Source organism: Kitasatospora sp. NPDC008115 (genome assembly GCF_042957205.1).
GTDB lineage: Bacteria > Actinomycetota > Actinomycetes > Streptomycetales > Streptomycetaceae > Kitasatospora.
In genome coordinates this window covers 139958-157244 of record NZ_JBIBHU010000008.1, presented here as the reverse complement: position 1 = coordinate 157244, position 17287 = coordinate 139958, and the positions used below count along the sequence as shown (strand labels likewise).

The 17287-nt window shown below is 72.0% G+C and carries 16 protein-coding genes and 1 tRNA gene; 8 read left to right on the top strand and 9 right to left on the bottom strand.

The window, feature by feature from the left end:
* Positions 1-185: 185 nt before the first annotated feature.
* A complete protein-coding gene (locus ACFZBX_RS13145; RefSeq protein ID WP_391533607.1) occupies positions 186-932 on the top strand; it encodes an MBL fold metallo-hydrolase in 747 nt (248 codons plus the stop codon).
* Between the two features lie 4 nt (positions 933-936).
* On the opposite strand, the gene ACFZBX_RS13140 is transcribed toward ACFZBX_RS13145, so the two are convergent.
* Entirely contained in the window at positions 937-1854 is a 918-nt protein-coding gene (locus tag ACFZBX_RS13140; protein WP_391533605.1) for a branched-chain amino acid transaminase, read from the bottom strand.
* Between the two features lie 142 nt (positions 1855-1996).
* Between ACFZBX_RS13140 and ACFZBX_RS13135 the strand changes: the two genes are divergently transcribed.
* On the top strand, positions 1997-3037 hold the full coding sequence (locus tag ACFZBX_RS13135) for a LuxR C-terminal-related transcriptional regulator (protein WP_391533604.1): 1041 nt from the start codon (positions 1997-1999) through the stop codon (positions 3035-3037).
* Between the two features lie 22 nt (positions 3038-3059).
* Here ACFZBX_RS13135 and ACFZBX_RS13130 read toward each other — a convergent pair whose 3' ends face one another.
* The 4 genes from ACFZBX_RS13130 to ACFZBX_RS13115 form a co-directional block, all read right to left on the bottom strand.
* The gene (locus ACFZBX_RS13130; protein WP_391533603.1) at positions 3060-4349 is read right to left on the bottom strand and encodes an LLM class flavin-dependent oxidoreductase; all 1290 of its coding nucleotides are present in this window, start codon (positions 4347-4349) and stop codon (positions 3060-3062) included.
* A complete protein-coding gene (locus ACFZBX_RS13125) occupies positions 4346-5398 on the bottom strand; it encodes an LLM class flavin-dependent oxidoreductase (protein WP_391533601.1) in 1053 nt (350 codons plus the stop codon). Before ACFZBX_RS13125 ends, ACFZBX_RS13130 begins: the two co-directional genes overlap by 4 nt.
* 452 nt (positions 5399-5850) lie before the next feature.
* Complete coding sequence (locus ACFZBX_RS13120) at positions 5851-7128, bottom strand: PTS transporter subunit EIIC (protein WP_391533600.1); 1278 nt, start codon at positions 7126-7128, stop codon at positions 5851-5853.
* 408 nt (positions 7129-7536) lie between these two features.
* On the bottom strand, positions 7537-8826 hold the full coding sequence (locus ACFZBX_RS13115; RefSeq protein WP_391533599.1) for a PTS transporter subunit EIIC: 1290 nt from the start codon (positions 8824-8826) through the stop codon (positions 7537-7539).
* Positions 8827-9208: 382 nt separating this feature from the next.
* On the opposite strand from ACFZBX_RS13115, the gene ACFZBX_RS13110 reads away from it, so the two are divergent.
* The 4 genes from ACFZBX_RS13110 (at position 9209) to rdgB (ending at position 11578) form a co-directional block, all read left to right on the top strand.
* The gene (locus tag ACFZBX_RS13110) at positions 9209-9442 is read left to right on the top strand and encodes a glucose PTS transporter subunit EIIB (protein ID WP_030060521.1); all 234 of its coding nucleotides are present in this window, start codon (positions 9209-9211) and stop codon (positions 9440-9442) included.
* A gap of 174 nt (positions 9443-9616) precedes the next feature.
* Positions 9617-10351, top strand: coding sequence for a ribonuclease PH (gene rph / locus ACFZBX_RS13105; protein ID WP_391533598.1), 735 nt, complete (start codon positions 9617-9619; stop codon positions 10349-10351).
* Between the two features lie 193 nt (positions 10352-10544).
* Entirely contained in the window at positions 10545-10934 is a 390-nt protein-coding gene (locus ACFZBX_RS13100) for a hypothetical protein (RefSeq protein WP_380764588.1), read from the top strand.
* A gap of 38 nt (positions 10935-10972) precedes the next feature.
* Positions 10973-11578: an RdgB/HAM1 family non-canonical purine NTP pyrophosphatase gene (gene rdgB / locus ACFZBX_RS13095; RefSeq protein WP_391533597.1), complete on the top strand. Its 606-nt coding sequence runs from the start codon at positions 10973-10975 to the stop codon at positions 11576-11578.
* Between the two features lie 66 nt (positions 11579-11644).
* On the opposite strand, the gene ACFZBX_RS13090 is transcribed toward rdgB, so the two are convergent.
* The 3 genes from ACFZBX_RS13090 to ACFZBX_RS13080 all read right to left on the bottom strand — a co-directional run bounded on the left by ACFZBX_RS13090 (position 11645) and on the right by ACFZBX_RS13080 (position 13125).
* A tRNA-Leu gene (locus ACFZBX_RS13090) sits at positions 11645-11719 on the bottom strand.
* Positions 11720-11733: 14 nt separating this feature from the next.
* Positions 11734-12564 (bottom strand): HNH endonuclease, encoded by an 831-nt coding sequence (locus ACFZBX_RS13085; protein ID WP_391533596.1) that lies wholly within the window; start codon positions 12562-12564, stop codon positions 11734-11736.
* Between the two features lie 75 nt (positions 12565-12639).
* The gene (locus ACFZBX_RS13080; protein WP_391533594.1) at positions 12640-13125 is read right to left on the bottom strand and encodes an HPP family protein; all 486 of its coding nucleotides are present in this window, start codon (positions 13123-13125) and stop codon (positions 12640-12642) included.
* 127 nt (positions 13126-13252) lie between these two features.
* On the opposite strand from ACFZBX_RS13080, the gene ACFZBX_RS13075 reads away from it, so the two are divergent.
* Positions 13253-13834 carry a CGNR zinc finger domain-containing protein gene (locus ACFZBX_RS13075; RefSeq protein WP_391533737.1) on the top strand — a complete coding sequence of 194 codons (582 nt, stop codon included), beginning with the start codon at positions 13253-13255 and terminating at the stop codon, positions 13832-13834.
* A gap of 270 nt (positions 13835-14104) precedes the next feature.
* Positions 14105-16471 (top strand): chitinase C-terminal domain-containing protein, encoded by a 2367-nt coding sequence (locus ACFZBX_RS13070; RefSeq protein ID WP_391533736.1) that lies wholly within the window; start codon positions 14105-14107, stop codon positions 16469-16471.
* Between the two features lie 105 nt (positions 16472-16576).
* Here the strand turns inward: ACFZBX_RS13070 and ACFZBX_RS13065 are convergent, their stop codons facing one another.
* Positions 16577-17284 (bottom strand): hypothetical protein, encoded by a 708-nt coding sequence (locus ACFZBX_RS13065; protein WP_391533593.1) that lies wholly within the window; start codon positions 17282-17284, stop codon positions 16577-16579.
* Between the last annotated feature and the right edge of the window lie 3 nt (positions 17285-17287).

The following is a 17287-nucleotide window of genomic DNA, read 5'->3' as shown; positions in this document are numbered from 1 at the left end:
CGCCGGCGCCGTCGCGCCCCCCGGCGTTCTGGTGATTCCAGCCACAGCACGGCACGGAGACGGGGGCAAAGTGCCGGTCCGCCCTTACCCTCGACAACACGCGCAGGGCAGCGCCTCCGGCCGGCATCCCCGGCCCGCTGTCATGACCAGCGGCAGCCAGGACGTGTCGGGGCGGAGGGGCTCGGATGAAACTGACCGTGGTGGGGTGCTCGGGTAGCTTCCCGTCGGCCGACTCGCCGTGCTCCAGCTACCTGGTGGAGGCCGACGGCTACCGCGTCGTGCTCGACCTCGGCAACGGGGCGCTCGGCGCACTCCAGAAGTACGTCTCGATCTACGACGTCGACGCCGTCCTGCTCAGCCACCTGCACGCCGACCACTGCGTCGACCTGTGCGCCTACTGGGTCGCCCGCAACTACCGGGCCGAAGGCTGCCCCGACCCGATGCCCGTCTACGGCCCGGCCGGCACCGCCGCCCGGATGGCCCGCGCCTACGACATGCCGGAGAACCCGGGGATGAAGGAGGTGTTCGAGTTCCGCACCCTCACCCCCGGACGCTTCGACCTCGGCCCGTTCCGGATCGACGTCGCCCAGGTCAACCACCCCGTCGACGCCTTCGCCTTCCGGCTCGAACACGACGGCCGCAGCCTCGTCTACTCCGGCGACACCGGCGAGAGCGCCGAACTCGTCGAGCTCGCCCGCGACACCGACCTCTTCCTCTGCGAGGCCGCCTACCTCGACGGCCGCGACACCTACCAGGCCGTCCACCTCAACGGCCGCGAAGCCGGCGAGCACGCCACCGCGGCCGGCGCCCGCCGGCTCGTCCTCACCCACATCCCCCCGTGGACGGACGCCGAACTCAACCGGCGGGACGCGGCCGCCGCCTACCCCGGACCGGTCGACATCGCCCGGGCCGGCGCCGTCTACGAGATCTGAACGGTCACCCCACGTACGTCAGCCAGTGCCGGTAGCGGTCGTCCGCGCCCGACACCGCCGCCTCGTAGGCCGCCCGCAGCCGCTCCGTCAGCGGACCCGGGGCGGCCGGCAGCTCCCGGTCGTCCAGCGAACGCACCGCCACCACCCCCGCCGCCGTCCCGCACACGAACACCTCGTCCGCCGCGTACAGGTCCGACCGCAGCAGCGCCTCCACCCGCACCGGCACCCCCAGGTCACGCGCCAGCGTCAGCACCGTGTCCTGGGTGATCCCCTCCAGCGCGCCCGCGCTCGCCGGAGGCGTGCGCAGCACCCCGTCGCGCACCATGAACACGTTCTCGCCCGTGCACTCGCTCACCGCGCCGTCCGCACCGAGCAGCAGCGCCTCGTCGTACCCCGCGTCGGTCGCCTCCCGGCGCGCCAGCACCGAGTTCAGGTACGGCCCCGTCGCCTTCGCCGCCGGCGGCACCGCGTTCGGATCGGTCCGCCGCCAACTGCTCGTCTTCAACCGGATCCCGCCCTCCGCGTCCGGCAGCAGGGAGTGCCACTCCCAGCCCGCGATCGCCGTCACCATCGGCGAGGACCGCATGTCCAGGCCCATCGCGCCGTAGCCCAGGAAGGCGAAGTGCCGCAGATAGCAGGAACGGTGACCGTTGGCCCGCACCAGGTCCACCGTCGCCTTCGCCAACTCGTCCACACCGTAGGGAAGTTCCATCCGCAGCATCCGCGCGCTGCGGTCCAGCCGGCGCAGGTGCTCCGGCAGCCGGAACACCGCGGGCCCGTCCGCCGTCGCGAACGCCCGGGTACCCTCCAACACCCCCGTTCCGTAGTGCAGTCCATGGGTGAGGACATGCGTGGTCGCCGCGTGCCAGGGCACCAGCGCGCCGTCCAGCCAGATCGTCGAAGCCTCGGGAAGAACCGTCATGGACGAACATCCTGACCGCCGGAACCCCACCGGTCAGCGCCCCGGGCACTGCCGGAACCGGCCATGACCGGGAGCGGAAAGACCCCGTCCCACACGCTGAAACCCCCGGCGGACGGACCCCGGCCCTGACTAGGCTGCGCCGATGGAGAGCCCCGCCGACCGGGACGCCACCCGGCTCTACGCCCGCCTGCTCGCCGAACCCGGCCGCCCGCCCGCCGAGTCGCTCCCCGACTGGGACGAGAACCGGCTCGCCGCCGCCACCACCGAACTGCTCACCCTCGGCCTGCTCCAGCCCACCGCCGCCGGCCCCGCCCAGGACCACGCCTGCGACCACACCTGCGACCAAGCCTGCGACCACTGCGCCGACCGGGCCGCCGTCTCCGTCGACACCGCCGTGCGGCAACTGCTGCTCGACACCGACCGGCAGGTCGCCGACCTGCTCGGCACCCTGCACCGGGCCCGCGACGCCGTCGACCGCCTGCACACCGACTACCTGCCCGTCCAGGAACGCCACCGCGCCGGCACCGCCCTCGAAGTCGTCCGCGGCGCCGACCGGATCGCCGCCCTGCTGGAGGACGCCGCCCGCGGCGCCCGCACCGAGGCCCTCTCACTGCGCCCCGGCCAGGACCTCTCCGGCCCCGCCCTCGCGGGCAAGCTCGCCCGCGAACGCCTCGCCCTCGCCCACGGCGCCGCGCTGCGCACCATCCACCCGGCCGCCGCGCTGCGCCGCCCGGCCGTGCTCGGGCACGTCCGGGAGCTGACCGGGGCCGGGGCGCGGATCCGGGTGGCCCACTCGCTGCCGCTCTGGCTGATCGTGGTGGACGCCCGGCTGGCGATCCTGCCCGCCCCCGGCGCCGGGCCGGACGGGGACGCGCCGGTCGCGGAGGCGGCCGTGGTGGTGCGCGAGCCGGCGCTGGTCGCACTGGTCGCCGAACTCTTCGAGTACTTCTGGTCCGCCGCCTGGACGCCCGCGGAGCTGCTGCCCGGCTCCGCCGAGCTGACGGATCGCCATGACGAGGTGCTGCGGCTGCTGGCCGCCGGGCGGACCGACGCGGCGATCGCCCGCAAGCTGGAGCTGTCCGAGCGCACGGTGCGCCGGCTGGTCGCCGAACTGACCGCCGGCCTGGGCGCGGAGAGCCGCTTCCAGGCCGGCGTGCACGCCGCCCGGCTGGGCCGGGTGTGACGGGCGGTGGCACCGCGCGGCGTCAGCGCCGGCCGGGCACCGGCAGGCCGAGATGCTCGCGCAGCGTCGTCCCGGTGTACTCGGTGCGGAACACCCCGCGCTCCTGGAGCAGCGGCACCACCCGGTCGACGAAGTCGTCCAGCCCGCCCGGGGTGAGGTGCGGGACGAGGATGAAGCCGTCCGCGGCGTCGCTCTGCACATGCCGGTCGAGCTGGGCGGCGACGCTCGCCGGGGTGCCGATGAAGCTCTGCCGGCCGGTCACCTCGATCACCAGCTCGCGGCTGCTGAGCCCCTTCTCGGCGGCCACCGCCCGCCACTTGGCGGCGATCTCCAGCGGGTCGCCGAGCGAGGTGCGGCCCTGGACCAGGCCGGAGTCGCGGACCGGGTCGACGGCCGGCAGCGGGCCGTCCACGTCGTGGCCGGACAGGTCGACACCCCAGATCTGCTCCAGGTAGGCGGTCGCGGTGGCCGGGCTCACCTGGGCGCGGCGGATCCCGGCGGCCCGCTCGACGGCCTCCTCCTCGGTGTCGCCGAGGACATAGGTGACCCCGGGCATGATCTTCAGCTCGTCCGGCTTGCGCCCGTACGCGGCGAGCCGCCGTTTGACGTCCGCGTGGAAGGCCTGGCCGGCGGCGAGCGTGGAGTGCCGGCTGAACACCACGTCGGCGGTGGCGGCGGCGAACTCGCGGCCCTCCTCGGAGTCGCCGGCCTGGATCACCACCGGGTGGCCCTGCGGCGGCCGGGGCAGCGAGAGGGTGCCCTCGACGTCGAACTGCGGCCCCTGGTGGCGGACCGTGCCGGTGCCCGCGGCGTCCCAGAACGCCCGGGCGAGCGCGACGGACTCGGCGGCCCGGGCGTAGCGGTCGGCGCGGTCGAGGAAGCCGCCGCGGCGGAAGTTCTCGCCGGTGAAGGCGTCGGAGGAGGTGACCACGTTCCAGGCGGCGCGGCCGCCGGAGAGGTGGTCCAGGGAGGCGAACCGGCGGGCCAGTTCGTAGGGCTCGTTGAAGGTGGCGTTGACGGTCGCGGCCAGCCCGAGGTGGGTGGTGACGGCGGCGAGCGCGCCGAGCACGGTGATCGACTCGGGGCGGCCGACCACGTCCAGGTCGTGGATCCGGCCCTTGACCTCGCGCAGCCGCAGGCCCTCGGCGAGGAAGAAGAAGTCGAACCGGCCGCGTTCGGCGGTCGCGGCGAGGTGGCGGAAGGAGTCGAAGGCGATCTGGCTGCCGGAGGCCGGGTCGCTCCACACGGTGGTGTTGTTGACGCCGGGGAAGTGCGCGGCGAGGTGGATCTGCTTGAGCGGGCGGTCCGTCATCGGGTCACCTCGGCGGTCGCGGCAGGAGCGGGGGAGGGCGCGGGGATGGTCGCGGCGAGCGCGTAGCGGCTGGCGGGGCGGGCCAGCCCGAGGTGCTCGCGCAGGGTGCGGCCGGTGTAGCCGGTGCGGAAGAGGCCGCGCTCGCGCAGCGCCGGCACGACGCGCCCGGCGAGCGCGGCGAGGTCCCGGGCCGCCTCGGCGGGCACCAGGTGGAAGCCGTCGACCCCGCCGCCGCCCTCGGTGACCTCGGTGAGCAGGGCGTCGGCCGCGGCGTCGTCGGGCAGCGCGGCCGGGATCCTGGCCAGGATGCGCAGCGCCTCGCCGCCGCGCAGCCGCAGTTCGGTGGCGGCGGTGAGCCGGGCGGCCCGGTCGGGGGCGTCGAGCAGGACGACGTCGGCGTAGCGGGCCGCGGTGGCGACCCGGGCGCGCCCGCCGGCTCCGGCGTCCGGCGCGAGGTCGGCGGCGGCGACGGTGACCGCGATCACCGGGCGGCCCTGCGGCGGGCGGGGGGTGATGGAGGGGCCGCGGACGGAGAAGTGCGGGCCCTCGAAGTCGATGTGGTGCAGCTTGGCGCGGTCGACGAACCGGCCGGTGGCGGTGTCGCGGATCTCGGCGTCGTCCTCCCAGCTGTCCCAGAGCCGGGTGGCGACCTCGGCGGCGTCGGCGGCCTCGGCCCAGAGTTCGTCGGCCGGGGCGGTGCCCTTGCGGCCGAAGGCCCTGGCCTCGGCCTCGGTGTCGGAGACGCCGACCAGCCAGCCGGCCCGGCCCTCGCTGACCCAGTCCAGGGTGTTGACGGAGACGGAGGTGTGGAACGGCTCGGTGTGGGTGGTGGTGACGGTCGGGACCAGGCCGAGGCCGCGGGTGACCGGGGCGAGCCGGGCGAAGGTGGCGAGCGCGTCGAGCCGGTGCGGCGCGGGGGCGTAGGAGTCGTCGAGGGTGACGAAGTCGAGGGCGGCCCCCTCGGCGAGCCGGGCGAGCGCGGTGAAGTGGGCGGCGTCGACGTGGCCGGGGCTGTCGAGGGCGGCGGAGAGGTGCAGTTGGCGGGGCATGGGCGGCCTGGACTTTCCTGGGACGGAAGCGGTGCGTGCGGCGCGTCGCGGACCGGCCCGCCCGCCACGGGGGACACGGGCGGACGGGGTGCGCGGGCAGGGGCCGGCCGGTCCGGGGTGCGGGCGGGCACGGGTGACGGGGTGGTGCGCGGGCCGGGGCGCGGCGGGGACGTCAGCCGGGCGGCGGCGGGGGGAACGCTCGGGTCAGCCGCGACACGCCGCGGACCACACGCGACCGAAGTCGATGTGGCTGCGGGCCACCAGCGGGCGGGGGGCGTTCACGGCTTCAGTTGACCAGCGGCTCCGCGGGTTCGTCAACCACCGTCTCAGCGGGCGGCCGTCGCGGTGGACGCGCGGGGAGGCGGTTCCCGGACACGCGGAACGGCCCCGCCCCGCCACCCGGGAGGGGTGGCGGGGCGGGGCCGTGAGCGGCTTGCGGGTGGTGCGGGGCGTCAGGCCTTGGTGACGTCCTCGATCTCGTCGTCGTCCTCGCGACCGGGGGTCTTGAGGTCGAACTTGACGATCGCGAAGCGGAACAGGAAGTAGTAGATCGCGCCGAACACCAGGCCGAGCGGGATGATCATCCACGGGTCGGTGGCCTTGTTCCAGGCGAGCAGGTAGTCGATCAGACCGCCGGAGAAGGTGAAGCCGTCGTGCACGCCGAGCGCCCAGGTCACGGCCATCGAGACGGCGGTGAGGACGGCGTGGATCACGTACAGCAGCGGGGCGATGAAGACGAAGGAGAACTCGATCGGCTCGGTGACACCGGTCACGAAGGAGGTCAGCGCCAGCGACAGCATCATGCCGGTGACGGCCTTGCGGCGGTGCGCCTTGGCGGTGTGGGCGATGGCGAAGGCGGCGGCCGGCAGGGCGAACATCATGATCGGGTAGAAGCCGGCCATGAACTGTCCGGCGGTCGGGTCGCCGGCGAAGAAGCGGGTCAGGTCGCCGTGCACGACGGTGCCGTCGGGCTTGGTGAAGTCACCGGTCTGGAACCAGGCGAAGGAGTTCACGAACTGGTGCATGCCGACCGGCAGCAGACCGCGGTTGACCAGGCCGAAGGCACCGGCGCCGAGCGCGCCGGCCCCGATCAGGGTGTCGTTCAGGCTCTTGATGGCGTCGCCGATCGGGCCCCAGGCCAGGCCGAAGAACACGCCGACGGCGGTGCCGACGAAGGCCATGATGATCGGCACCAGGCGGCGGCCGTTGAAGAAGCCGAGCCAGTCGACCAGCTTGGTGCGGTGGTACTTCTGCCACAGCACGGCGGCGAGCAGACCGATCACGATGCCGCCGAGCACGCCCGGGTTCTGATAGGTGGCGGCCTCGTCCTTGCCGGGGAGGATCTTGTACTCGGTGATCGGGAACGCGGTCAGCACGTTCTTGTAGACCAGGAAGCCGACCAGGGCGGCGAGGGCGGTCGAGCCGTCGGCCTTCTTGGCGAAGCCGATCGCGATGCCCACCGCGAAGAGCAGCGGCAGGTTGTCGAAGACGCCGTTGCCGGCGGTGAGGAAGACCGCGGCGACCTTGCCCCAGCCGAGGCCGTCCTTGCCGAAGACGTCGTCCTGGCCCAGGCGCACCAGCAGACCGGCGGCGGGGAGGACGGCGATGGGGAGCTGGAGGCTGCGGCCGATCTTCTGCAGACCCTGGAGCAGGTTCTGGCCGAACTTCTTCGTGGGACTCGGCGTAGCCGGAGCCGTGGCGGGCGCCGGTGCCTGCGCAGACTGACTCATGGGGGTGGCTTCCTTACGGCAAGGGCGGGTCGGTCGGGGGAAGGTGCACAGGGGGCGCCGAACCGCGAACTGGTCTACACCACACGTGGTGTAGACCAGTTTTGTAGCACGGGCGGAGGAGTCGGGGAACCCTCGAAAGCGCCGCAGATGGGAAGCGCTATGAAATCGAAACCTACTTGCGGATCGGCGATCTTGATTACCCGCCGTGATTGGCATTTTGGCTATTTGCGCAACAAAAAGCCGGGCTGGCCGGACGCTCCACGGCACGTCACCGGCCGGTCACCGACCGGCTGTGGCGCAGGGTGGGACCGCGTTGGCGCCGGAGGCCTTCGGCCCGTCCGGATATGCCGAAGGCCCTCGGACCGATGGTCCGAGGGCCTTTTCGGATTGTCTTCGACGGCGCCCGCTTTATGCCTTGGTGACGTCCTCGACCTCGCTCTCGGGCTCGCGCCCTGGCGTTTTCAGGTCGAATTTCACGATGATGAAGCGGAACAGCGCGTAGTACACGGCGGCGAAGCAGAGGCCGATCGGGATGATCATCCACGGTTTGGTGGCCAGGCCCCAGTTGATCACGTAGTCGATCAGGCCGGCCGAGAAGCTGAAGCCGTCGTGCACCCCCAGCCCCCAGGTGACGGCCATCGACGCGCCGGTCAGCAGTGCGTGCACGCCGTACAGCGCCGGGGCGATGTAGGCGAAGGAGTACTCGATCGGCTCGGTGACACCGGTCACGAAGGAGGTCAGGCCGACCGAGAGCATCAGGCCGTAGATCTCCTTGCGGCGGTGCGGCTTCGCGGAGTGGGCGATGGCCAGTGCGGCGGCCGGCAGTGCGAACATCATGATCGGGAAGAAGCCCGACTGGAACTGCCCCGCGGTCGGGTCGCCCGCCAGGAAGCGCGGGATGTCGCCGTGCACGATCACGCCGTCCGGCTTGCTGAACTCGCCGAACTGGAACCAGACGAAGGTGTTCAGCAACTGGTGCATGCCGATCAGCAGCAGTGCCCGGTTGAACACGCCGAAGATGCCCGCGCCGACCGCGCCCAGGTCGGCGAGGGTCTGGCTGAACGAGTTCAGGCCGCGGCCGATCGGCGGCCAGACCGCGACCGCCACCACGGCCAGCAGCATGCCGACCAGCGCGGTGATCATCGGCACCAGCCGGCGGCCGTTGAAGAAGCCCAGCCAGTCGACCAGCCTGGTGCGGTGGAAGCGCACCCAGAGCCAGGCCGACATCAGGCCGAGCAGGATGCCGCCCAGCACGCCGGGGTTCTGGTACGTCGCGGCCGCCGCCTTCGCCGAGGTGTAGTCCACGCACTGGTCGCTGACCAGCACCGTCCCCGGCGCGCAGTCCTCCGGGAAGGCGTGCAGCACCCTGTAGTAGACGAGGAAGCCGACCACCGCGGCCAGCGCCGTCGAGCCGTCGGCCTTCTTCGCCATGCCGATCGCGACGCCGATGCAGAACAGCAGCGGCAGGCCGAAGGAGGAGTCCAGCAGCGCGCCGCCGGCCGCCGCGAACACCTTGGCGACGTTGTCCCAGCCCAGGCCGTCCTTGCCGAAGACATCGGGCTGCCCGAGCCGGTTCAGGATGCCGGCGGCGGGGAGCACGGCCACCGGCAGCTGGAGCGAGCGGCCCATCTTCTGGAGGCCGCCGTAGAAGGTGTGCCACCACGTGGTTCGCGGTGCTGTGGCGCCTGCCGAACTCATCCTTCGCCCTCCGGGTGCAGTGGCCGTCCGGTGGCCCGCGCCGGGACCCCCGGGCGGGGACCGGGAACACCCGGGGTCCTTCCTGCGTTCATCGGAGTACACATATATTGGTGTAGACCACTTTGGGACGCAGGCCGCGCGCCGGGAGACGGGCCCCACTGCTCGTCATCCTCGGACGCCTACCCGGGGCATGCGCGTCGGAGTAGGCCGAAAGTGGACTAACGTGGCATATCGGTCCGGCTCGGGTCATGCTGGTCGCGCCGCTCGGGCAGCACGCCACGACAGCGACCCACCACTGACCGCACGTCACCCGCGACCGAGGTCACAGCGCAGGACGGCACCCGGCAGAGCAGCCGACGGGCCGAGACAGAGGGAGAAAGCAATGGCCAGCAAGGCTGAGAAGATCGTCGCCGGTCTGGGCGGCATCGACAACATCGAAGAGGTCGAGGGCTGCATCACCCGCCTGCGCACCGAGGTCAAGGACGCCTCCCTGGTCGACGAGGCCGCGCTCAAGGCCGCCGGCGCCCACGGCGTCGTGAAGATGGGCACCGCGATCCAGGTCGTCATCGGCACCGACGCCGACCCGATCGCCGCCGACATCGAGGACATGATGTGAGCTGAGCCCACCAGGCTCACTCCACCCGGCCCGCCGACCCCACCGGTCGGCGGGCCGTGGCACGTCCGGGCACACCGGCCCGCCCTCCCGGGCAGACCCGGACGCCACGGGACGCCTCGGGACGCCACGGGGCGTACCCGGAGCACCCGCCGAAACCGACTACGCTCGGTGCCTATGTCACGCATCGACGGCCGCACCCCCGACCAGCTCCGCCCCGTCACCATCGAACGGGGCTGGAGCAAGCACGCCGAAGGCTCCGTCCTCATCTCCTACGGCGACACCAAGGTGCTGTGCACCGCCAGCGTCACCGAAGGCGTCCCGCGCTGGCGCAAGGGCAGCGGCGAAGGCTGGGTCACCGCCGAGTACTCCATGCTCCCGCGCGCCACCAACACCCGCGGCGACCGCGAATCCGTCAAGGGCCGCCTCGGCGGCCGCACCCACGAGATCAGCCGGCTCATCGGCCGCTCGCTGCGCGCCGTGGTCGACCACCGCGCCCTCGCCGAGAACACCATCGTCCTCGACTGCGACGTCCTCCAGGCCGACGGCGGCACCCGCACCGCCGCCATCACCGGCGCCTACGTCGCCCTCGTCGACGCCGTCTCCTGGGCCCGCGAGCGCAAGCTGCTGCGCGCCAAGGGCAAGCCGATCACCGGCGGCGTCAGCGCCGTCAGCGTCGGCATCATCGACGGCGTCCCGATGCTCGACCTCCGGTACGAGGAGGACGTCCGCGCCGAGACCGACATGAACATCGTCTGCACCTCCGACGGCCGCTTCGTCGAGGTCCAGGGCACCGCCGAGGGCGCCCCCTTCGACCGCGCCCTGCTCGACCGGCTGCTGGACCTCGGCACCCTCGGCTGCGCCGAGCTCGACGAGGTCCAGCGCAAGGTCCTCGGCGAGCGGGAGGCCTGACCCCCGAGGGTCGCCCCTACCCCCTGAGGCACCGCTTCCGGTTCGCTTTCCGGAAATCACCGGGCTCCGGGCCGGGCCGCTGTACACGCCGGGCCCGGAGCCCGTACGGTTCCCGCAGCACCCGTTGCGGGAACCGCGCACCCCTCAGCGCGCGTCCTTCCCTTCCGGATACCCGCGCACCCAGGAGGACCGGATGCCCCAGAGCATCGCCCGCCCCACCATGCTCGCCGTGGCCGGCCTGATCGCCATCCTCCCGCTCAGCGCGGTCAGTTGCTCCGCCGCGCAGAAGGCGCTCGACTGCGGCAACACCGCGGTCAAGATCACCGGGGACATCAACGAGGTCAGCAACGCCTACAGCAACGCCAGCAACGACGCGGCCGCCGCCGGGCAGGCGCTGCAGAAGCTGAAGAACGACCTCGACCAGCTGGGCAAGAACTCCAAGGACACCGACGTCGCCCAGGCCATCACCGACCTCAGCACCCAGGTCGACAAGGTCCAGCAGGCGGTCAACAACAAGCAGGTGCCGGACTTCAAGCCGCTCGGCGACGCCGCCTCGAACCTCACCAAGGTCTGCACCGGCTGACGCCGGATCACGCCGTTTGCTCGGTTTAGGGTGGTTCCATGACCACTCGACTCATCCTCGCCACCCGAAACCAGCACAAGGTCGCCGAGCTGCGCGACATCCTCGGCGACGCCGGCCTGGACGTCGAACTGGTCGGCGCCGACGCCTACCCGGAGATCCCCGACGTCCCCGAGACCGGCGTCACCTTCGCCGAGAACGCCCTGCTCAAGGCGCACGCCCTGGCCCGCGCCACCGGCCTGCCGGCCGTCGCCGACGACTCCGGCCTCTGCGTCGACGTCCTGAACGGGGCCCCGGGCATCTTCTCCGCCCGCTGGTCCGGCAGGCACGGCGACGACCGCGCCAACCTCGACCTGCTGCTCGCCCAGCTCTCCGACATCGCCCCCGAGCACCGCGGCGCCCACTTCTTCTGCGCCGCCGCCCTCGCCCTCCCCGACGGCACCGAGCGCGTCGTCGAGGGCCGCCTCCTCGGCACCCTGCGCACCACCCCCGCCGGCGCCGGCGGCTTCGGCTACGACCCGATCCTCCAGCCCCTCGGCGAGACCCGCACCTGCGCGGAGCTGACCCCCGCCGAGAAGAACGCCATCAGCCACCGGGGCCAGGCCTTCCGCGCCCTCGCCCCGGTCATCCGGACCCTGTTGGGCTGAGCCCCGCACGGAACGAGACTGGCCCGTTTGCCTTCGAATCGAAGGCAAACGGGCCAATGTGCTCGGTACGCCCGGTGGGACTCGAACCCACGACAATACGGACCTAAACCGTACCTCTCTGGCCAGCTGGAGTACGGGCGCACGTCATGGCAAGCCTACCGGCTGCTGGGGGCGCCGGTGACTGGTTTGCGGTTCCGTCCGCAGTACGTCGGGGTGACGGCGTGGCAGTTCGGACAGAGCAGCCGGAGGTTCTCGCGCCGGTTGTCGAGCCAGTCGCCGTTGACGTGGTCCACCTCCAGCGTCATCGGTCGGCCCCGCCAGCGCGGCGGGGTTCCGCAGCCGGAGCAGGTGTCCGGTCGGCCGATGTGAACGAGCATGGCCCGCAGCCGGTCACCGGGGACACGGTGGCTTCCCGGTGGCAGCTTCACCAGGAGGGCGTCCGGATGGATCCGGGGCCCCGGTTTCGCTCCCCGATTGTGGGCTGACCCGGTGAAGTGGCTGGTGTCCAGGCCGTGACGGGCTATGGCGTCCTTGACGAGCTTGCGGGCCCCGCCGCTTTCGGGGAGGCCGAGGGCCCGGATCACGCCGGCGATGCTGCACTGATCGCGGACCGCCGCGATCACCTGTGCGCTTCGGTCCTCCTTGGCGAAGTGCGAGGTGTCGATGCCGAACTCGGCCAACCGGCGCTTCAGATAGGAGTAGGCGCTGTCGTACGGCACCACGCCCAGCTCGCGCAGCATCGGGCCGATTCCGGCGCTCCTCGCGGCGGCCTCGGCGAGCTGCTCCCGGCTGTAGCTCCGGCGTTCGTACGCAGGTCTGCCGCCGGTGAAGTGCGAGGTGTCGATGCCGTAGTGCCGCAACCGCTTGCTCAGGTAGCTGTGCGTGCCGCCTGCCATCGGTACGCCCAGCCGCCTCATCATGTCGTTGACGCTGGACGATTCCGCGGCGATTGCCGCGAGCAGCTCACGGGTGTACTTGACCGCCATGGGCCTCCCCCTTCGGGCTGGTGTGCGCCCGTCCCCCGTGTATGCGAACGACCGTCGGTCGGATCGGTTACGGGCTCACCACCAGTACGTCGGGTAGGGGCGGTTGCGGAGGCGGGCGGCGGTGAGGCCGGTGAGGGTGAGGAGGGTGGTGGCGAGGGTGAGGAGGGGGAGGAAGGGGAGGGGGGCGGGGGCGGTGAGGGCGACGATGACGGCGGTCGCGGCGGCGGGGGAGTGCGGGGTGCGGGCGAGGGCCATGATGCCGAGGGCGAGGCCGCCGGCCACGGCGGCGGACCAGTAGGTGGGGGCGGCGACGGCGAGGACGGCGTAGCCGGTGAGGGCGGAGAGCAGTTGGCCGCCGATGACGCTGCGGGGCTGGGCGAGCGGGAGGTCGGGGGCGCCGGCGATGAGGGCCATCGAGGCGGCGAGCGGCGGGATGAGCAGGGGGTGGCCGGTGAGGGTGCCGAGGGCGGCGAGGAGCAGCAGGGCGGTGATGGCGGTGGTGGTCGAGGCGAGGACGGCGGTGGTGGCGGGTCGTGCGGGGGCGCGGCTGGGCAGGGGCATGGCGGCTCGACGCTCCTAACGGCAATAGATTGAGGCAAGCGTTAGTTTGCGGGGCGTAGCTAGCGGATGGCAAGTCGCGTTACCGTTAGGTGTGGATATGGGCGGAGAAGCGGGCGCCGTGGGCGAGATGCCGGTCGACGGTGAGCACCTGGTGCTGGACCTGGTGAACACCACGTTCGTGCGCGGCGGTCTGCGCGGGCGTCTGGTGGACGTGCTGACCGTGCCGGACGATCTGGCGGACTGGGTGGAGCGGCACGCGGTCGAGTTGGACGCGTCGAGCGCGCCCGCGGGGGAGTTGGGTGCCGGGGACCTGGCGGCGTTCCTGGAGTTGCGGCGGGCGTTGCGCGCGGTGCTGGCCGCGGTGGTGGCGGGCGGGCCGGCGGCGGAGGGGGACGTCGAGGTGGTGAACGCGGCGGTGCGGGCGGCGCCGTGGTGGGCGGAGTTGCCGCCGGGTGCGGTCGGCGGGGCGGTGGCGCGGAGTGTGTCGGGGGAGCGCGGGCGGGTGCTGCTCGCGCGGGTGGCGGGCGCGGCGGTGGAGTTGTTGACGGGGGAGCGGCGGGGGTCGGTGAAGGCGTGTCCGGCGCCGGGTTGCATCCTCTTCTTCCTCCAGCAGCACGCGCGGCGCGCCTGGTGCTCGGCCTCGTGCGGGACGCGGGTTCGGGTGGCGCGGCACAGTCGTCGGCATGCGGAGGAGGCCGGTGGCGGCTGAGGCCGGTGGTGCGTCGGCGACCGTCGACAATCGGCCGTTCGACCGGGGATGTTGGGGAATTGATTACCAATTGGTACAGACCTATTGACCTATGTGGTTCAGACCACATAGCTTCAGCGCCAATCTGGTTTCCCCCACGTGCGTGCTCCCCCACAGGCACGCGCCGACACTCTGCCCGGAGGACGAGTGTTGATCCGATCCCTGGCGGAGCGGCGTCCCACCGCCGCCCGTCGTTCCACGAGCCCGGCGGCCCGCGCCGGCCTGGCCTCGATGGCGGCAGCCGCGATGGCCGGCCTGCTGGTGGCCACGCTGGGCGCGGCGCCTTCCCAGGCGTCCGCCACCGTTGACAACGCCGCCTGTCGCCCTGACGGCCTCTACGCCACGCCGGGCGTCGACGTCCCGTACTGCAGCGTCTACGACACCGAAGGCCGCGAGAAGATGGGCGCTGACCACCAGCGCCGCATCATCGGCTACTTCACCAGCTGGCGCACCGGCCAGGACGGCACCAAGCCGTACCTGGTCAGCGACATCCCGTGGGACAAGGTCACCCACCTCAACTACGCGTTCGCCCACGTCGATTCCGGCAACAAGCTGTCGGTCGGCTCGGACAACGCGCAGAACGCGGCCACCGGGATGTCCTTCCCGGGCGTGCCGGGCGCCGAGCTGGACCCGTCGCTGCCCTACAAGGGCCACTTCAACCTGCTGACGAAGTACAAGAAGCAGTACCCGAACGTCAAGACCATGATCTCGGTGGGCGGTTGGACCGAGACCGGCGGGTACTTCGGGGACGACGGCAACCGCGTCAACTCCGGCGGCTTCTACTCGATGACCGTCAACCCGGACGGCAGCGTCAACCAGGCGGGCATCGACACCTTCGCCAACTCGGCCGTCGACTTCATCAAGAAGTACGGCTTCAACGGCGTCGACATCGACTACGAGTACCCGACCTCGATGAAGGACGCGGGCAACCCGCTCGACTGGCAGATCGCCAACGGCAAGCGCGGTTCGCTGGCCAAGGGCTACGCGGCGCTGATGAAGACGCTGCGCGAGAAGCTGGACCGGGCCGGCGCCGCCGACGGCAAGCACTACCTGCTCTCGGTCGCGGCCCCGTCGTCCGGCTACCTGCTGCGCGGCATGGAGACCTTCCAGATCGCGCAGTACCTGGACTACGTCGACATCATGTCGTACGACCTGCACGGCTCCTGGAACAAGTACGTCGGCCCGAACGCCGCGCTGTTCGACGACGGCAAGGACGGCGAGCTGGCGGCGGCCAACGTCTACGGCACCGGCCAGTACGGCGGCATCGGCTACCTGAACGCCGACTGGTCGTACCACTACTTCCGCGGTGCGATGCCGGCCGGCCGGATCAACGTCGGCCTGCCGTACTACACCCGCGGTTTCAAGAACGTCCAGGGCGGCACCAACGGCCTCTGGGGCACCGCCTCCGCGACCACCTGCCCGGTCGGCTCCGGCCTGACCACGTGCGGTGACGGCGCGGTCGGCATCGACAACATCTGGAACGACAAGGACGACGCGGGCAAGGAGTCCCCGGCCGGGTCGAACCCGATGTGGCACGCCAAGAACCTGGAGAAGGGCATCGTGCCCGACTACCTCTCCAAGTACGGCGTGAGCGACACCGCCCTCCAGGGCAGCTACGTGCGCAACTACAGCTCCACCCTGGTGGCGCCGTGGCTGTGGAACGAGACCAAGAAGGTCTACCTGTCCACCGAGGACGAGCAGTCGATCGCCGCCAAGGCCGACTACATCGTCAACCAGGGTGCCGGCGGCACCATGATCTGGGAGCTCGCGGGCGACTACAAGTGGGACGCGACCGCCAACGGCGGCAAGGGCCAGTACGTGCCCGGTGACACGCTGACCACGCTGATGTACGACAAGTTCAAGGCGGCCTCGCCGTACGGCGCCACCCGCTCGACGGTCGCGCTGCCGAAGCAGACCCTGCCGATCGACGTCTCGTTCACCAACTTCGCGCTTGGTGACTCGAACTACCCGATCAACCCGAAGATCCACATCGTCAACAACTCGACGACGACCCTGCCGGGCGGCACCGAGTTCCAGTTCGACTACAGCAACTCGGCCCCGGGCAACGCCAAGGACCAGTCCGGCTTCGGCCTGACCGTGATCCGCCAGGACCACACCGGCCCCGGCAACGTGGGCGGCCTCAAGGGCACCTACAACCGGGTCTCGGTGAAGCTGCCGGGCTGGCAGTCGCTCGCGCCGGGCGCGTCGATCGACATGGACTTCGTCTACTACCTGCCGGTGTCCACCCCGTCCAACTGGACGGTCAACGTGGGCGGCACGCTGTACGGCCTCAAGGGCGACCTGAGCCGCGGTGCGGTGGACGGCGGCACCACGCCGACCACGACGCCGACCACGACGCCGACTACGACGCCGACCACGACGCCGACCACGACGCCGACCACCACGCCGACCACGACGCCGACCACCACGCCGGTTGGTTGCACGGGCGCGCCGAGCTGGGACGCGGGCACCACCTACGGTTCCCCGACCAAGGTCTCCTGGAAGGGCCACTACTACCAGAACAAGTGGTGGACCAAGGGCGACGACCCGAGCGCCAGCGGCTCCTGGGGTGTCTGGAGCGACCTCGGCGCCTGCTGATGACAGCGGCTGCCTGAGGTGAGAGACGGCGGTGGCGGTGCACCCGGTCGGGGGGTGCGCCGCCACCGCTGCTTTCGTTCCCGGGCCCGCCCCGGGCCCGCGGGCCTACTTCTCGATGTCGCCGCGCATCTTGGTGAACAGGGCGGCGGCCTCGGCCGGGGTGGTCTTCGGGAACAGTGCGACGCCGGCCGTGGAGGCGTCGGACCAGCCGCAGACGACGTCCGTGGTGGGCGCCTCCGGCAGTTGCAGGCACTCCAGCGAGCCGCCGAGCGGGCCGGCCGGGTAGGGGGTGGCGGTGGTCGGGTCGCCACTGGAACCGTTCTGCAGGGCGTAGTCGATCATGCCGCGCCAGAGGTGCTCACGGCGCTTGGCCGGGTCCTCGGGGACGTTGTCGACGGCGATCAGCAGGATCCGGCGGCCGGAGGTCTGGCCGGGGCGGTCGAAGTCGGAGAGCACCAGGTGCATGTTCTCGCGCATCTCGCCGGGGTCGACGGCGACGTCGGAGACCGCGTCCTTGCCGGTGGTCTTCGCCAGTCCGCCGGCCGTCCTGGCCTCGACCACCTGGCGCTTGCCGGCCGGGGCCGAGGGGGCCGAGGGGGCCGGGGCGGCCGCGGTGGGCTGGGCGCTCACGGGGGCGCTCGCGGTCGGCTGGGTGGTCGGCTTGGCGGTCGGCTGGGTGGTGGCCGTCGCGGTGGCCTGCGGAGGCGCGGCGATGTCCTCGTTCTCCGGCCCGCAGGCGGTCAGCGCGAGGGCCGCGACGATCGCGCCGGCGACGGCGACACGGGCGGTGGAAACGGGTCTGGCACTCTGCACTGC

Bases quoted from the DNA above. Each gene is read 5' to 3' on its own strand.
- ACFZBX_RS13145 (WP_391533607.1), top strand. From the start codon at position 186: ATGAAACTGACCGTGGTGGGGTGCTCGGGTAGCTTCCCGTCGGCCGAC.
- ACFZBX_RS13140 (WP_391533605.1), bottom strand. From the start codon at position 1,854: ATGACGGTTCTTCCCGAGGCTTCGACGATCTGGCTGGACGGCGCGCTG.
- ACFZBX_RS13135 (WP_391533604.1), top strand. From the start codon at position 1,997: ATGGAGAGCCCCGCCGACCGGGACGCCACCCGGCTCTACGCCCGCCTG.
- ACFZBX_RS13130 (WP_391533603.1), bottom strand. From the start codon at position 4,349: ATGACGGACCGCCCGCTCAAGCAGATCCACCTCGCCGCGCACTTCCCC.
- ACFZBX_RS13125 (WP_391533601.1), bottom strand. From the start codon at position 5,398: ATGCCCCGCCAACTGCACCTCTCCGCCGCCCTCGACAGCCCCGGCCAC.
- ACFZBX_RS13120 (WP_391533600.1), bottom strand. From the start codon at position 7,128: ATGAGTCAGTCTGCGCAGGCACCGGCGCCCGCCACGGCTCCGGCTACG.
- ACFZBX_RS13115 (WP_391533599.1), bottom strand. From the start codon at position 8,826: ATGAGTTCGGCAGGCGCCACAGCACCGCGAACCACGTGGTGGCACACC.
- ACFZBX_RS13110 (WP_030060521.1), top strand. From the start codon at position 9,209: ATGGCCAGCAAGGCTGAGAAGATCGTCGCCGGTCTGGGCGGCATCGAC.
- rph (WP_391533598.1), top strand. From the start codon at position 9,617: ATGTCACGCATCGACGGCCGCACCCCCGACCAGCTCCGCCCCGTCACC.
- ACFZBX_RS13100 (WP_380764588.1), top strand. From the start codon at position 10,545: ATGCCCCAGAGCATCGCCCGCCCCACCATGCTCGCCGTGGCCGGCCTG.
- rdgB (WP_391533597.1), top strand. From the start codon at position 10,973: ATGACCACTCGACTCATCCTCGCCACCCGAAACCAGCACAAGGTCGCC.
- ACFZBX_RS13085 (WP_391533596.1), bottom strand. From the start codon at position 12,564: ATGGCGGTCAAGTACACCCGTGAGCTGCTCGCGGCAATCGCCGCGGAA.
- ACFZBX_RS13080 (WP_391533594.1), bottom strand. From the start codon at position 13,125: ATGCCCCTGCCCAGCCGCGCCCCCGCACGACCCGCCACCACCGCCGTC.
- ACFZBX_RS13075 (WP_391533737.1), top strand. From the start codon at position 13,253: ATGCCGGTCGACGGTGAGCACCTGGTGCTGGACCTGGTGAACACCACG.
- ACFZBX_RS13070 (WP_391533736.1), top strand. From the start codon at position 14,105: ATGGCGGCAGCCGCGATGGCCGGCCTGCTGGTGGCCACGCTGGGCGCG.